Consider the following 13,690-nt stretch of genomic DNA (forward strand, 5'->3'; position numbering starts at 1 on the left):
AGGGCACGGACGGGGATGCAGGGTGAGTGCCGGCTGGTGCCGCTGTCATCGGCCCCGTCCCTTATCGGCGGAGGCGGCGTTTCCGTCCGGAGAACCGCCCGTGTCGATCGTGGCGATCACGGACATGCCGGGGCGGATCAGCGCCCCGAGGGCAGGGTTCTGGTCGAGCGCGATCTTCACCGGCATCCGCTGGACGACCTTGGTGAAGTTGCCGGTCGCGTTGTCGGGCGGGAGGAGGGCGAAGACGCTGCCCGTCCCAGGGGACCAGCTCTCCACCCGGCCGCTCAGGACGACGTCCGGGAAGGCGTCGACGGTGATGTTCGCGCGGTCGCCGACCCGGACATTGGTCATCTGCGTTTCCTTGAGGTTCGCGATGACCCAGACTTTCGCCAGAGGCATCAGCGTGATGAGCTGCGTTCCGGGCGAGACGAACTGACCCGGGCGGACCTGGCGGGCGCCCGTCATCCCTTCGGCGGGGGCCAGGATGCGCGTATAGCCGAGATTGTCCTGCGCCAGCTTCAGCCGGGCTTCGGTCGCCGCCACCTGGGCGGCGTCCTCCTGCTCCTCCGCGTCGAGCGCCGTCAGCAGGGCCTGCTGCTGGACGAGTTGCGACTGAGACAGCGACAGGGTGCCCGCCGCCTTCGCCGCATCGGCATCGGCCTGCTCCACATGCTGCTCGGTCCCGACGATGCCCGTGTGCAGGAGATCGCGTTGGCGCTTCGCTTCGGCCGCGGCGCGCGCCAGCTCGGCCCGGGCAACGTCGATCGCGGCCTTCGCCTGGTCGATCAGCGCGGCCTGGACCGCCCGCTTGTCGGCGATGCCTGCGAGGCTGGCGCGGGCCGCGGCCAGATCCGCCTCCGCCAGATCGCGCTGTGCCTGGTAGTCCGCCGGGTCGATCTCGGCGATCAACTGCCCCGATGCCACGACCTGGTAGTCGTCGACGGCCACCGACCGGACATAGCCGGAGATCTGTGTTGCGAGAGGTGTGGTGTCGCCCGCGATGAAGGCGTCGTCGGTCCGCTGGAAACGGGAGGTCCCTGTCCAGCGATCCCAGTTCGACGCCGCCGTCCATCCGGACGTAACGATGGCGACGAGGATCGCGGCGTGGAACACCGGGTGCGTCAGGGCGTGCTTGAGCCCGCGGCCCTCCGCGCCTGGCGTGGCGGCCTCAGGACTGGAGGGCGCGACCTCCGTGGGCAGCGTCGTCATCGGCGCGTAGCCTCCGTCAGGGGCCGATGGCCGCCTTGATGCGGGCCGGCGACAGCGGCAGGTCGCGCAGCCTGCGGCCGGTCGCATCGCGAATCGCATTGGCAAGGGCGGCCCCCATAGGCCCCTGTGCCGCCTCGGCCACGCCGAGGAACGGAGCCCCCGGCTGGTCGAGGATCGCGACGTCGATCCGTTCCGGCACGCTGGCGAAACGCAGGATCGGATACGCCGACCAGTCGACGGAGGTGATCCGCGTGCGATCGAACGCGACCCGCTCGTACAGGGTCCAGCTTGCGGACTGCACGATGCCGCCCTCGATCTGGTTGCGCACGCCGTCGGGATTGATGACCTCACCGGTGTCGACGGCCGCAGTCACCCGCCGGATGCGGACATCGCCCGTCTCCGGCTCGATTGCGATTTCGACGGCGATCGCGCAGTAGGCCTCGAGGTTCTTGTACTGAGCGAAGGCGAAGCCGTATCCGCTGCCGGCGGCTGGCTTCGGGCGGCCGCTCCAATCGAACCTCGCCGCGGCCTCTTGGATCACGGCGCGGGCCCGGTCGTTGTCCAGCCATCTGAGCCGAAAGGCGATGGGATCCTGCCCCGCGGCGCGGGCGAGGTCGTCCATCGTACTCTCGATCGAGACGACGTTCAGGTAGCCGCCGAGCGAGCGCATGGACGAGCCGCGCAGCGGCATCTCCGGCAGGAAGTGATGCACCACCTTGGCGTTGGGGATGTGATAGAGGGGAATAGCGTTGCGATCGCCGCCGCCCTCCGGCTGCGCCAACTCGACCGGCGGCGCCACCGCCGCCGGATCCGTCATGTCCCGGGCCGCGAGCAGCGTCCCGGGCGGGCCCGGCCGCATCATGTGCGACTGGCTCCAGACCTCGTGGTGCCAGTCGACGATGTCGCCGGCCTGGTCGACCGCGGCGCGGACCGACGTGACCATACCGGGGCCGAAAGGCTCCCAGGAATGCTCCTGCTCCCGCATCCATTGCAGGCGGACGGGCCGGCCCGGAACCGCCACCGCGATCATCGCGGCATCGGCCGCCACGTCGTCCGCGCCATTATGCCCGTAGCAGCCTGCGCCCTCAGCGTGGATGCAGCGCACCTTCTCGGCAGGGAGATCCAGCATGCCGGCGATGGCCTGGCGCAGGGGGAAGACGCCCTGGGTGTGGGTCCAGACCGTGACCGAGCCGTCGCGCGCTTCCGCGACGGCGCAGGAGGGGCCGATCGAGCCATGCGCGAGATAGGGCCGGGTGAAGGTTCCTTCCGCGACCGTGCCGCGTGCGCCGGCCTCCCCCTGATCCAGGATGACGGTGTCCTTGGAGGGGAGAGCCATCAGCGCCGCAGTGAGGTTCGCTTCATCGGGCAGGGAGGGGCTCTCTGCCCAGACCGCAGCGGCGGCGAGGCGGCGCATCGCCTGGATCGCGGCCCACTCCTTCTCGGCCACGACGGCCAGGAAGCTGCCGTTCCGGACCACCCGGACGACGCCCGGCATGGACTCGACCGGGCCGGTTTCGACGCGTTCGAGCTCTGCCCCGTAGCTGGGGGGCCGGATCACGCGGGCATGCAGCACGCCGGCGGGGCGCATGTCCTGGACATAGGCCTCACCGCCCGAGACCTTCGCTGGGATGTCGATCCGGGGAATGGGGCGGTTCATGACGGTGAAGTCGGCCGTGGGTGTCAGCCGCGAGACGGGCTGCGCCTCGATATCCAGCAACTGGTCGCGGACCAGGTCGCCATAGCCGATTTTGACCCCGTTTGGGCCGAGCACCGCTCCGCCGGCCGCGTGCAGCTGGGCCTCGGAGAGACCGAGCCGCCGGGCCGCCTCGCCGATCAGGATATCGCGGACCTGCGCGGCCGCGTTGCGGATCGCGGTGCCAGAATCCTGCATGGAGTGACTGGCCGCGGTGTAGCCCTCATCCGCGGTGAGGTCCGTATCGGCGGTAATCAGGGTCAGCGAGCCAAACGGGACCTTGAGCTCCTCGGCTGCGACCTGGAGCAGCGCCGTCTTCAGGCCTTGCCCGAGTTCGGCCTTGCCGGTCAGGATCGTCGCGGCCCCCAAAGCGTCGATACGGATCCAGGCGTCGAGGCGCGGCGTGTCGTCCAGGCTTCCGGGCAACCCGCGCTTCGATGGCCCACCACCCTTGCCGGTTTCCGTCTGTGCCCGCGCAGGCACCAAGCTGAAGCTGAGCAGAAGCGAGCCGGCTCCGGCCAAGACGCGGCGGCGCGAGATGACCATGCTCATGACCGGCCCTCCGAGGTCTTGGCGGGCCGCTCCCGGCCCATCGCGTCGGCCGCCCGGCGGATGGCCCGCAGGATGCGCATATGCGTGCCGCAGCGGCACAAATGCGGTTCCAGCTCGGCGCGGATCGCAGCGTCCGAGACATCGCTGTCGCGCTCCAGCAGCGCCTGCGCCCGCATCATCATCCCGGGGATGCAGTAGCCGCATTGGGCTGCCTGCTCGTCGATAAAGGCCTGCTGCAGCACGCCGGGATGCTCGCGCGTCCCCAACCCCTCCAGGGTCGTCACCGTGCGATCGGCGACGAGCTCGACAGGGGTGATGCAGGAGAAGACGGCCTGCCCGTCCACCATCACCGTGCAGGCGCCGCATTGGCCCAGGCCGCAGCCATATTTCGCCGCGTTGAGGCCGAGCTCGTCGCGAAGCACATAGAGAAGCGGCGTGTCCGGCGTCGACCGGATGGTGCGCGGTGCACCGTTGATCGTCAGCGTCAGCATCACGTCCTCACTGCTTGGCTTGAAGGGTCGCCTGGGCGGCGCGGGCCCGGCCGATCGCGGCATCCAGATCCGGCCACTCGCGCCGTTGCGCGATTTGGCTACGCAGGTAGCGGGCCAGCGCGGACACCTGCTGGTCGGTCATGACGGCGCTGAAGCCCGGCATGATCGGCGCGCTCGCACCGTTGGCCGCCGGAATGCCGGCCAGGATCAGGTTCACGAGATTGTCGGGGCTCTCGCCGGCCACGGCGGTGGAGAGGGACAGCGGCACGGCGCCGAGCGGTAGCGGCCTGCCGGAGTCGTGGCACGAGGCGCAGGTCGCAGCATAGAGCTGCGCCCCGGGCTGGGCGTCCCCGGACGGCGTCGCCGCCTGGATGCCCGCGGATTGCGGCGCCCACGGTGTAGCCATGGCCGCGTCCTGCGGGGCGGTGCTGCCGTCGGCCTTCGGCTGCCCCAGGGAGGCGAGATAGACCGCCATCGCGGCGACGTCCTCGCGCGGCACGTCTGCGAGGTTCTTGACCACTGGCGCCATCGGACCGCGGGCGACACCGTGCTGCGGATGAAAGCCTTCGGCGAGATACTGCTCAAGCGCCGCCGCGGTCCACGGCACCGGCGCCTGCGAGGCCGGCCCAAGCGCATAGGCATGCCAGCCCTCCGCCTCTCCGCCCTGGAAGGCACGGGAGGTCTCCTCCGCGCCCATCAGGTTGCGCGGCGTATGGCAAGCGCCGCAGTGGCCGAGCCCTTCGATCAGATAGCGCCCGCGGTTCCAGGCGGCATCCTTGGTCGGATCCGGCTCCAACTGCTGCTCGCGGAAGAACAGAAGCTTCCAGCCGGCGAGGACGAGCCGGATGCTGATCGGGAAGGGAAGGTCGTTGGCCGGCGCCTTCGCCGCGACCGGCTCCCGTGACATGAAGAAGGCGTAGAGCGCCTTGATGTCCTCGTCCGAGGTCCGGGTGAAGTGATCGTAGGGGAAGGCGGGGTAAAGATGGAGCCCCTCGCGATCGACGCCTTCCCGCATGGCGCGCCGGAACGCCTCTTCGGACCAGCTGCCGATCCCGGTCTCGCGGTCCGGCGTGATGTTGGTGGAATAGATCGTTCCAAACGGAGTCGGCATTGCGAGGCCGCCGGCGAAGACCCGTCCGCCCGGGGCCGTGTGGCAGGTCTTGCAGTCGCCGATGAGGGCGAGCTCGCCGCCCTTCTCGACGAGCGCGGGATCGAAGCTCGACGCGGCGGGCGTCAGGATCGGCGCTATCTCGGGCCGCCAAGCATAGACCAGAGCCGCGACTCCGAAGGCCGCGACAACCGTGCCGGCAAAGAGAGCATGTTTCAGTCGCATCGGCCTGATCCTTCGCGGCTGCTGTCGTGGTTTCGAACGGGGCGGGAAGGGCCTGCTGCCTACGTCAGGCCGTGTGGTGATGACGCCGGCTACGCAGCAGGCTGAAGATCTGCATCGCGCTGGCCGAAGCGCCGAGGGCGAGGCCGAAACCGACGACGCCCGGCCAACCGCCCGTTTCCCAGGCGAAGGTCGCGCCGGCGGATCCGATGGCGCCGCCGATGAACATCGATCCCATCAGGACTGTATTCAGCCGAGCACGGGCTTCTGGGCGCAGCGCGAAGACGATGTGCTGGTTGGACACCAGGGCGGACTGCATCGCGAAATCCAGGAGGATCACGCCGACGACGAGCCCGGCCAGGGAGATCCACGCGCCGAAGACGATCCACGAGACCAGGGTGAGCGCCGCGCCGAGCACGACGACCGGCGCCGGGCCTCGCGCGTCGGCGACACGCCCGGCGAGAGGGGCGGCGAAGATGCCGACAGCACCGACGATGCCGAACAACCCTGCGACGTCGGCTCCCAAGCCGAAGGGTGGCCCCTGCAGTCGAAAGGCGAGGATCGTCCAGAAGGCGGTGAAGGCTGCGAAGATCAGGGCTTGTGTCGCCGCGGCCAACCGCAGCACCGGGAATTCGCGCCAGAGATGGATGATCGAATGCAGCAGGCGGCCATAACCGAGGCGCGAATCCGGTGGGCTGTGCGGCAGCACGACCATCATCAGCCCACCCGCCAACAGCGCCATGGGCACGCCCAGCCAGAACATCTCGCGCCACCCGCCATAGGTCGCTACGAAGCCGGCCAGCGTCCGGCTCAGCAGGATCCCGGTCAGGATGCCGGCCAGGATGAAGCCGACCGTCGCACCGCGGCGCTCAGGGGCGGCGAGATGCGCGGCGAGGGGGACGATCTGCTGCGCTACCGTCGACGAAACCCCGAGGACGAGGGAAGCCAGCAGGATCAACAGCGCGTTCGGGGCAATGGCCGCCATGGCGAGCGCCAGGGCCAGCACTCCGAATTGCGTGACGATCAGCCGCCTGCGCTCGAGGATGTCCCCGAGCGGGACCAGCAGAAACAGTCCCACGGCATAGCCGAGCTGCGTGGCTGTCGGGATCAGCGGTGACAGCCGTCCCGGAAGCTCGGCCTCGATCAGACCCAGCATCGGTTGGTTGTAGTAGATGTTCGCAACTGCGACGCCCGCGGCGGCGGCCATGACATAGATGATCGATCGGCCGGCCACAGCCGAATCCCGGCTTATCTCTTGCGTCTGCTTCATTGTCCGCGCCTTGGAAGATGGAGGGCATCCCGGTCGTCGATCGCGAAGATCGACTGCTGGTCGGATTGCCTCCGCTTCCTCTGAAGTTACTGTGCCGACGGCGCGGCATCTTTAGCGCTTGCAGGTAGAGGCATCACACCTCCGTATGATTGCTCGCCACACCCGGAACGGTGTTCTGAAGGGGAGCGGCCACATAGAAGAAACAATGCATGAAACCGCTTCGGATCAGGATTGTGGGCGGCTCGCTTGCCGGCCTCTTCGCCGGCGTCCTGCTTCAACGCGACGGGCACGATGTGCGGATCTACGAACGCTCGACCGGCGGTCTTTCCGGTCGTGGAGCTGGGCTCGTTGCCCAGCGTGAGGTCTTCCAGATTCTCCGGTTGATCGGCTTCGAGCGGATTGCCCGTATCGGCGTGGTGGCGAAAGAACGGATTGTTCTGGACCGGGCGGGGCAGGTCGTGCAGACCGTCGCGACGCCGCAGACCCAGATCTCCTGGGATGTCCTCTACGACAGCGTGGCCTCCCGCTTCACGAGCGACCACTACCTGCCCGGTCGGCAGGCCGTGGACGTCGTGGACAGCGATGCCGGAGCGGTCATCAGCTTCTCGGACGGATCGACCGATCAGGCGGATCTGGTGATCGGGGCGGACGGTATCGGCTCCGTTGTGCGTCGGTCGGTGAATCCGGAGAGTCCAGACAACCACTTCGCCGGATATGTTGCCTGGCGGGGCCTCGTTCCCGAGAGCCAACTTCCAGAAGCGGCCTCTCTGCTGCTGGACCGGTTCACCTTCTACTTGGCACCGGGGGCCCAGGTACTCGGCTATCTTGTGCCCGGTCCCACGGGCGAAATGTCAAAGGGCGACCGGCGCTACAACTGGGTCTGGTACCGTCGTGTCCGTCCGGATGCTCTTGCCGGGCTGTTCACCGATCGTGCCGGGCGCACCCATGCCTTTTCGTTGCCGCGCGGCGGGCTATCGGACGAAGGGCTTCACGACCTACGTCGGGACGCGTTCGAGAGCCTGCCTCGGCAGCTCGCGCTTGCCGTATCCGTCGAGGACACGCCATCCATCCAGGGGATCTTCGACTATCAGGCGCCGCAGGTGGTGGGACGCTCGGTCGCGTTGATCGGCGATGCCGCCTTCGTGGTGCGGCCGCATACGGCCATGGGTGTGTCCAAGGCCGCTGGCGACGTCATGGCGCTGCAAAGGCATCTGGCGACGCGGGCCGATCTCCGGTCGGCACTCGCCGGGTTCGAGCTCGAGCGGCGGGCGGTCGGTGAGCAGATTGCCGCATACGGCCGCCGGCTCGGCGCCACCGCCCTCTGACGGCCCAACGGGCATCCGGGCCCGGCCGAGGCCATGCCGGCCCCGGGTCATACGAAACTTAAGTATGAGCGCGCCACGCCAGCGTCTGAATGCGCTGCACCCGTGGTGTCGCTACGTTTTCGGTCAGGCCTGCTGATCGTCCTTCGTGAAAGCGATCCGTAGGTTGCGAGGGGCGCTCGTCATCGGCCGCCGCTCTCGAAACCAGTAAGGGCTGCGTGGTGGCAATCGACTCCTGCCTTGGCTGGGCAGAGTCCGGCGGCCGCCCTTTTCCGCCAATCAAGCGAGAGGCGGGCGCGGCGACGACGTGGTCGACCTCCCGAGGATCAACCTGCTGTCCGCTGAGGCGCCCTCCAAGCGATGCCGCCTCCAGCCCCGCAGGGAGCGTCCTCGGCGCTCCGAACCGATGAGACTGCACCATGGACGTCACGCCCCTTCTGCTTTCACGGCTCCAATTCGCCTTCACGGTCTCCTATCACATCATCTTCCCCGCCTTTACCATCGGGCTCGCCGCCTGGCTGACCTTCCTGGAAGCCTGCGGGCTCGTCACCGGCGAGCGCATTTACCGGCGCCTGTCGGAGTTCTGGTTGAAGATCTTCGCCATCGCCTTCGGCCTGGGCGTCGTCTCGGGGATCGTGATGGCCTTCCAGTTTGGCACCAACTGGAGCGAGCTGTCCCGCCGGACGGGACCAATCCAGGGGCCCCTGCTCGGCTACGAGAGTTTCACGGCCTTTGCGCTCGAGGCCGGCTTCTTCGGGGTGCTGATGTTCGGACGGGACCGCGTGCCGCGCTGGATCTACTTCCTGGCGTGTCTCATGGTCGCCGCCGGGACGACCCTCTCTTCGTTCTGGATCATGGTCAACAACAGTTGGATGCAGTCGCCGACGGGGTTTTCCGCCGGTCCTGACGGCATCTTCGTCCCGACCGACTGGTCCGCCATCATCTTCGACCGGGCCGTATGGGTGCGCTTTCCGCACATGATACTGGCGGCCTACGTCACCTCGGCTTTCTGCGTCGCCGCGACCGGTGCTTGGTACATGCTGCGGCGGCAAGCCGCGCATGAAGGCCGGGTGATGCTGACGATGGGGCTGCGCCTGGCTGCGATTCTCGTGCCCATTCAGATCGGCTTCGGCCACCTCGTCGGCGACTTCGTCCATGACGAGCAGCCGGCGAAGTTCGCCGCCATCGAGGGCCGCTGGCAGGACGAACAGCCGGCGCGGGAAATCCTGCTCGCTTGGCCGGATGAACAGGCGGAGGCGAACCGGTTCGAGCTGGCCGTGCCCTATCTGGGCAGCCTGATCGGCTCGATGAGCCTCTCCTCGAAGGAGATCGGCCTGAAGAGCTTCCCGGTCGACGAGCGTCCGCCCGTCCCAGTTCCCTTTTTCGCCTTCCGCATAATGGTGGGCTGCGGGCTGGCCATGCTGGCGCTGGCTTGGTGGGGTTCGTGGCTGAGCCGGAGCGAGCGGATCCTGCGGGCGCGGTTCTTCCTGTGGGCAACGTTCCTGTCGTTTCCGCTGGGCTTCGTCGCGACCCTGACCGGCTGGTTCACGGCCGAGATCGGCCGGCAGCCCTGGGCCGCGTACGGGCTGCTTCGGACCGCCGATGCCGTGACGCCCTTTCTGAGGCCGTCCCAGGTCGCGGTCAGCCTGGCCGTCTTCATCGCCGTCTACACGCTCATCTTCAGCTTCGGCGGAGTCTACATCTATCGGCAGCTGCGCGCCGGGCCGATCCCCGCGGCCGATCGATCACCCTTGACGACCAATCCGAGACGTCCGCTTTCGGCGGCCGGGGGAGACCCTGGCGTGGCCGAGGCGACCGACACGGGAGAACCGGCATGATTCAGTTCTGGGCGACCGTATTGGCGCTCGCCATCCTTCTCTACATCACCCTGGACGGCTTCGACCTCGGCGTCGGGATGCTGTTCCCGTTCGCGCCCGACGAGACCGGCCGACGGCACATGCTGGCGTCCATCTCCCCTGTCTGGGACGGCAACGAGACCTGGCTGGTGGTGGCGGCAGCGACCCTGTTCGCCGCCTTTCCGCTGGTCTATTCGATTCTGCTGTCCGCGTTCTACCTGCCGATCCTCGTGATGCTCGCCGGCCTGATCCTGCGGGGCGTCGCCTTTGAGTTCCGCTACAAGACGGAGCGGTTCCGATGGATCTGGGACGCCGGTTTCGTCGCCGGTTCCTACGCCGCCGCATTCATCCAGGGAACGGCGGTCGGTGCGATCGTCCAGGGCGTGCCGATCGAAAACGGCGTGTATGTGGGAGGACCCTTCGCCTGGGCTACACCCTTCGCCCTGTTGTGCGGGGCCGGGCTCTGCATCGGCTATGCGATGATCGGGGCCTGCTGGATCGCCGGCAAGGCGTATGACGATCTCCGAAGCTTCGCGTTCGGCGTCCTGCCGAAGCTGCTCGGCGCGTTGGTAGTGTTCCTCGTCGTTGTCTTCGTCCATTCGCTTCTGATCGATCTTCCCGTTCTGCAGCGCTGGATCGAGCGGCCGCTGCTGATCCTTTGCCCGGCAGCTGGACTCGGCGCATTCGTCGTGCTCGTGCGCTCGGTCCGGCGCGACGACGACCGCTGGCTGTTCCCGGCCGGTGCCGCCGTCTTCGCGGCGGCCTTCGCCACTCTCGCAGGGTCCTTCCTGCCTTACATCCTGCCGTTCTCACTCACGCTTCAGCAGGCGGCGGCGCCCCAGTCCTCTCTCGAATTCCTGTTCTGGGGGGCCGGGCTCTTTGTCCTGCCTTTGACCCTGGCCTACACGGTCGCCGTGTACGTCATCTTCAGGGGGCGGGTGCGGAGCGACCAGTCCTATCACTGACGCAAGAGGGGAGGGCGGATGTCTCCGCCCTTCGTCCGGTCCGGCTTCGCCGCGGATGTAGCTGGAAGATCCGGGTGAATCACGTTGGCGTGCGTCGCGCACATGTCGTGAGGATGGCCCTTTTATGGGCGATGGGCGGGATCCAGCGCCGCCTCCAGGCAGCGGGAGATGGTCTCGCCGTCATACGGTTTGGCGATGAACGCGCAGGCGCCGGCAGCCATCACGCGGTCACGGACTGCGTCGGTCGGAAACGCGGTCATGAGGATCATCGGGAAGACACGGCCAGACGCGATCAGCTTGGCCTGCAGTTGGTCGCCGGTCATTTGCGGCATCTGGATGTCGGCGATCATGCAGTCCGGATCGCCCCCCGCTTCGCCGAGGAACTCCACCGCCGACCCGTAGGTCCGCACGGAGTAGCCAAGCGACCGTATGAGGCTGGAGAGAGATCGCCGGATCTCGTCGTCGTCATCGACCACCGCGATCGTCGAGATCTTCGTCATGACCACATGTCCTTCGTGCGGTTCTGGTACGAAGGAAGAGCGTCCCATCCGCGGCTTGCGCGATCATGCCGGAGTCCGGTGCACGCCAACATCATATTGAGGTTTGCATTCGACGTCTCACGGATGCGGTAACCCCAGGGATTGGGCGTGGCGGACGAGATCGGCGAGCGAACGCAGCTGCAACTTCCGCATCATGTTGCTCCGATGGATCTTCACCGTGATCTCGCTGAGCCCCAAAACCCCCGCGACCTGCTTGTTCATTAGGCCGGCGACCACATGCGTCATGACTTCCCGCTCCCGCTGCGTCAGCGTCTCGTAGCGGACGCGCAGGTCGCGCAGGGCGGCGACCTGGCCGCGCCGCTGCTGGTCGCGCTCGATCGCCGCGGTGACGGCATCGACCAGATCCTGCTCGCGGAATGGCTTGGCCAGGAAGTCGACGGCGCCGGCCTTCATTGCGCGCACGCTCATGGGGATGTCGCCATGGCCTGTCATGAAGACGATCGGAAACCCGATCCCCTGGCTCGCAAGGTGAGCCTGGAAATCCAGCCCGTTGATGCCCGGAAACCGGACGTCGAGGACGATGCAGCCGGGAACATCGGGCAACTGGCTCTCCAGCAGTTCGGCCGGGGAGCCGAAAAGCCTCGTCTCCATCCCGATCGAACGAAACAGGCTGTCGAGCGCGCCGCGGATGGTCGGGTCGTCGTCGACGATGATGACGATGGTCGAAGCCGGGGCTGGGGCGGGAGCCATCTTTCTGACCGTCTGCCTGATCATCGCGAAATGCCGCATCATGTTCGCCCCCTTGGACGCCGCATGCAGGGCCATGCCGGCGCGACGAAGTCTGGCCAAGTTCCGCGGTCGATAAAATCATACATGCGTTTAGTCGGGGTATCGAAATCCGTTGTCTCCCGCGACGCCGCCGCCAACCACAAACCCACGTATGAGTGGAGTAAACGACCGACCGATATGAGGCCGCCGGCTGTCCCGTTACCGTTCGATCCGTCAGGCCGCTGCCGGCCGAGAGATCTGCCGGTTCGGACGATGCTCGTCCGGCACTGCAGGCTGGATCCGAAGGGGATCTCACATGGACGATCTTTCGCTTCAGTCTCGTCGAAAGGCCGCGCTTCGTACACCGAGCGATCTCGGTGAGGCTGCCGTCGTGGATATCGCCGCCGCACTGACCGGCGTGCTGGCGGACATGTTCGCGCTGTACCTCAAGACCAAGAACTTCCACTGGCACCTGTCCGGCCCACATTTCCGTGACTACCACCTGATGCTGGACGAGCAGGCCGATCAGATCTTCTCCACCACGGACGCGATCGCGGAGCGTGCCCGCAAGGTCGGCGGTACCACCCTCCGGTCGATCGGGCAAATCCACCGGATCCAGCGGCTGCTGGACAACGACGCCGACTACGTCACCGCGCCGGACATGCTGGCTGAGCTGGCCGACGACAATCGGCGCCTCACAGGGTTCCTGCGGGCCGCGCACGAGGTCTGCGAAGCCCACAATGATGTCGCCTCGACCAGCCTGATCGAAGTCTGGATCGACGAAGCCGAACGGCGCAGCTGGTTCCTCTACGAGGCCACCCGCTCACGCTGAAGTGCCGCGGACCAAGGTGATTCCGCAAACTCGCCTTGCGCTCAGGAAAGCGGTTGTCCTGAGCAAGACCGGCCGACACGGCTAGTCTGAAGCCGCGGCATAAGGGGTGACGATCCTTCGCGTCCATGCGTGGGACCCCGAGCCCCACACCGCCCCCGGACCGTACCGCTCTAGCGCCAAGGCCGCATGGCTTCGGCCAACGGTCCTCCTTTCGCCTTTCACCCAGCCAAACTTCCGACAGAGGAAAGCAGAATGTCCAATCTCGATATGCTTACCCCGCAGAACAGCGCCATCGCCCTGATCGATTTTCAGCCCGCGATGTATCAGGGGGTGCAGTCGCATGACCGGCTGGTGCCGTTCAACAACGTCCAGATCCTGGCCAAGACCGCGAAGCTGTTCAAGATCCCGACGGTGATCTCGACGGTGGCCGAGAAGACCTTCTCCGGCCCGTTCATGCCCGAGGTGACTGACTTGTTCCCCGGCCACGACATCATCGATCGGACCTCGATGAACTCCTGGCTCGACGCCAATTTCCGCAAGGCGATCCACGCCACGGGGCGGAAGAAGATCGTCATCGCCGGGTTGTGGACCGAGGCCTGCGTCATGTTCCCGACCCTCGACATGTTGAAGGAAGGCTTCGAGATCTACATCGCGGCCGACGCCTGCGGCGACGTCTCCCTCGAGGCGCACAACCGGTCGATGGAGCGGGTGATCCAGGCCGGCGCCGTGCCGATCACCTCGCTGCAATACATCTTCGAGCTGCAGCAGGACTGGGCCCGGGTGGAGACCTATGACGGGTGCATGGAGATCATCAAGGCCCATTCGCCCTACGGCATCCAGATCCGCTTCTCCAAATGGGCGCTCGGCGAGCACGCCAGCGAGGCTGGCGCGGCCGCCTAAGC

12 protein-coding genes are annotated in these 13,690 nt (G+C 67.1%); 5 read left to right on the plus strand and 7 right to left on the minus strand.

The genetic code is table 11. The annotated features are described in order from the left end of the window. Positions 1-45 precede the first annotated feature (45 nt). The 5 genes from FFK22_RS07360 to FFK22_RS07380 form a co-directional block, all read right to left on the minus strand. On the minus strand, positions 46-1,209 hold the full coding sequence (locus FFK22_RS07360) for an HlyD family secretion protein (RefSeq protein WP_138888135.1): 1,164 nt from the start codon (positions 1,207-1,209) through the stop codon (positions 46-48). 16 nt (positions 1,210-1,225) lie between these two features. Continuing rightward, positions 1,226-3,454, minus strand: coding sequence for a molybdopterin cofactor-binding domain-containing protein (locus tag FFK22_RS07365; RefSeq protein ID WP_138888136.1), 2,229 nt, complete (start codon positions 3,452-3,454; stop codon positions 1,226-1,228). After that, positions 3,451-3,945, minus strand: coding sequence for a (2Fe-2S)-binding protein (locus tag FFK22_RS07370; RefSeq protein WP_138888137.1), 495 nt, complete (start codon positions 3,943-3,945; stop codon positions 3,451-3,453). Before FFK22_RS07370 ends, FFK22_RS07365 begins: the two co-directional genes overlap by 4 nt. Positions 3,946-3,952: 7 nt before the next feature. Further along, positions 3,953-5,278 (minus strand): cytochrome c, encoded by a 1,326-nt coding sequence (locus tag FFK22_RS07375; RefSeq protein WP_138888138.1) that lies wholly within the window; start codon positions 5,276-5,278, stop codon positions 3,953-3,955. A 64-nt stretch (positions 5,279-5,342) separates the two neighbouring features. After that, on the minus strand, positions 5,343-6,545 hold the full coding sequence (locus FFK22_RS07380; RefSeq protein ID WP_186002356.1) for an MFS transporter: 1,203 nt from the start codon (positions 6,543-6,545) through the stop codon (positions 5,343-5,345). Positions 6,546-6,754: 209 nt separating this feature from the next. Here FFK22_RS07380 and FFK22_RS07385 point away from each other — a divergent pair, with 209 nt between their 5' ends. The 3 genes from FFK22_RS07385 to cydB all read left to right on the plus strand — a co-directional run bounded on the left by FFK22_RS07385 (position 6,755) and on the right by cydB (position 10,688). After that, positions 6,755-7,870, plus strand: coding sequence for an FAD-dependent monooxygenase (locus FFK22_RS07385; RefSeq protein WP_138888139.1), 1,116 nt, complete (start codon positions 6,755-6,757; stop codon positions 7,868-7,870). A gap of 416 nt (positions 7,871-8,286) precedes the next feature. Then, positions 8,287-9,705, plus strand: a complete 1,419-nt coding sequence (locus FFK22_RS07390; protein ID WP_138888140.1) for a cytochrome ubiquinol oxidase subunit I — start codon at positions 8,287-8,289, stop codon at positions 9,703-9,705. Then, a complete protein-coding gene (gene cydB, locus FFK22_RS07395) occupies positions 9,702-10,688 on the plus strand; it encodes a cytochrome d ubiquinol oxidase subunit II (RefSeq protein ID WP_138888141.1) in 987 nt (328 codons plus the stop codon). Before FFK22_RS07390 ends, cydB begins: the two co-directional genes overlap by 4 nt. Before the next feature lie 122 nt (positions 10,689-10,810). On the opposite strand, the gene FFK22_RS07400 is transcribed toward cydB, so the two are convergent. Next, entirely contained in the window at positions 10,811-11,188 is a 378-nt protein-coding gene (locus FFK22_RS07400; protein WP_138888142.1) for a response regulator transcription factor, read from the minus strand. Between the two features lie 117 nt (positions 11,189-11,305). Next, on the minus strand, positions 11,306-11,980 hold the full coding sequence (locus FFK22_RS07405; RefSeq protein WP_221938454.1) for a response regulator transcription factor: 675 nt from the start codon (positions 11,978-11,980) through the stop codon (positions 11,306-11,308). Positions 11,981-12,272: 292 nt separating this feature from the next. Here FFK22_RS07405 and FFK22_RS07410 point away from each other — a divergent pair, with 292 nt between their 5' ends. Further along, positions 12,273-12,788, plus strand: a complete 516-nt coding sequence (locus FFK22_RS07410) for a Dps family protein (protein ID WP_138888143.1) — start codon at positions 12,273-12,275, stop codon at positions 12,786-12,788. 252 nt (positions 12,789-13,040) lie between these two features. After that, complete coding sequence (locus tag FFK22_RS07415) at positions 13,041-13,688, plus strand: hydrolase (RefSeq protein ID WP_138888144.1); 648 nt, start codon at positions 13,041-13,043, stop codon at positions 13,686-13,688. Positions 13,689-13,690 lie beyond the last annotated feature (2 nt).

The sequence above is a fragment of the Mycobacterium sp. KBS0706 genome (assembly GCF_005938675.2).
Lineage (GTDB): Bacteria > Pseudomonadota > Alphaproteobacteria > DSM-16000 > Inquilinaceae > Inquilinus.

What these genes read in the sequence shown, in the direction of transcription:
- FFK22_RS07415 (WP_138888144.1), top strand. Translation starts at nt 13,041, where the DNA reads ATGTCCAATCTCGATATGCTTACCCCGCAGAACAGCGCCATCGCCCTG.
- FFK22_RS07360 (WP_138888135.1), bottom strand. Translation starts at nt 1,209, where the DNA reads ATGACGACGCTGCCCACGGAGGTCGCGCCCTCCAGTCCTGAGGCCGCC.
- FFK22_RS07385 (WP_138888139.1), top strand. Translation starts at nt 6,755, where the DNA reads ATGAAACCGCTTCGGATCAGGATTGTGGGCGGCTCGCTTGCCGGCCTC.
- FFK22_RS07410 (WP_138888143.1), top strand. Translation starts at nt 12,273, where the DNA reads ATGGACGATCTTTCGCTTCAGTCTCGTCGAAAGGCCGCGCTTCGTACA.
- FFK22_RS07365 (WP_138888136.1), bottom strand. Translation starts at nt 3,454, where the DNA reads ATGAGCATGGTCATCTCGCGCCGCCGCGTCTTGGCCGGAGCCGGCTCG.
- cydB (WP_138888141.1), top strand. Translation starts at nt 9,702, where the DNA reads ATGATTCAGTTCTGGGCGACCGTATTGGCGCTCGCCATCCTTCTCTAC.
- FFK22_RS07380 (WP_186002356.1), bottom strand. Translation starts at nt 6,545, where the DNA reads ATGAAGCAGACGCAAGAGATAAGCCGGGATTCGGCTGTGGCCGGCCGA.
- FFK22_RS07390 (WP_138888140.1), top strand. Translation starts at nt 8,287, where the DNA reads ATGGACGTCACGCCCCTTCTGCTTTCACGGCTCCAATTCGCCTTCACG.
- FFK22_RS07400 (WP_138888142.1), bottom strand. Translation starts at nt 11,188, where the DNA reads ATGACGAAGATCTCGACGATCGCGGTGGTCGATGACGACGACGAGATC.
- FFK22_RS07375 (WP_138888138.1), bottom strand. Translation starts at nt 5,278, where the DNA reads ATGCGACTGAAACATGCTCTCTTTGCCGGCACGGTTGTCGCGGCCTTC.
- FFK22_RS07370 (WP_138888137.1), bottom strand. Translation starts at nt 3,945, where the DNA reads ATGCTGACGCTGACGATCAACGGTGCACCGCGCACCATCCGGTCGACG.
- FFK22_RS07405 (WP_221938454.1), bottom strand. Translation starts at nt 11,980, where the DNA reads ATGATGCGGCATTTCGCGATGATCAGGCAGACGGTCAGAAAGATGGCT.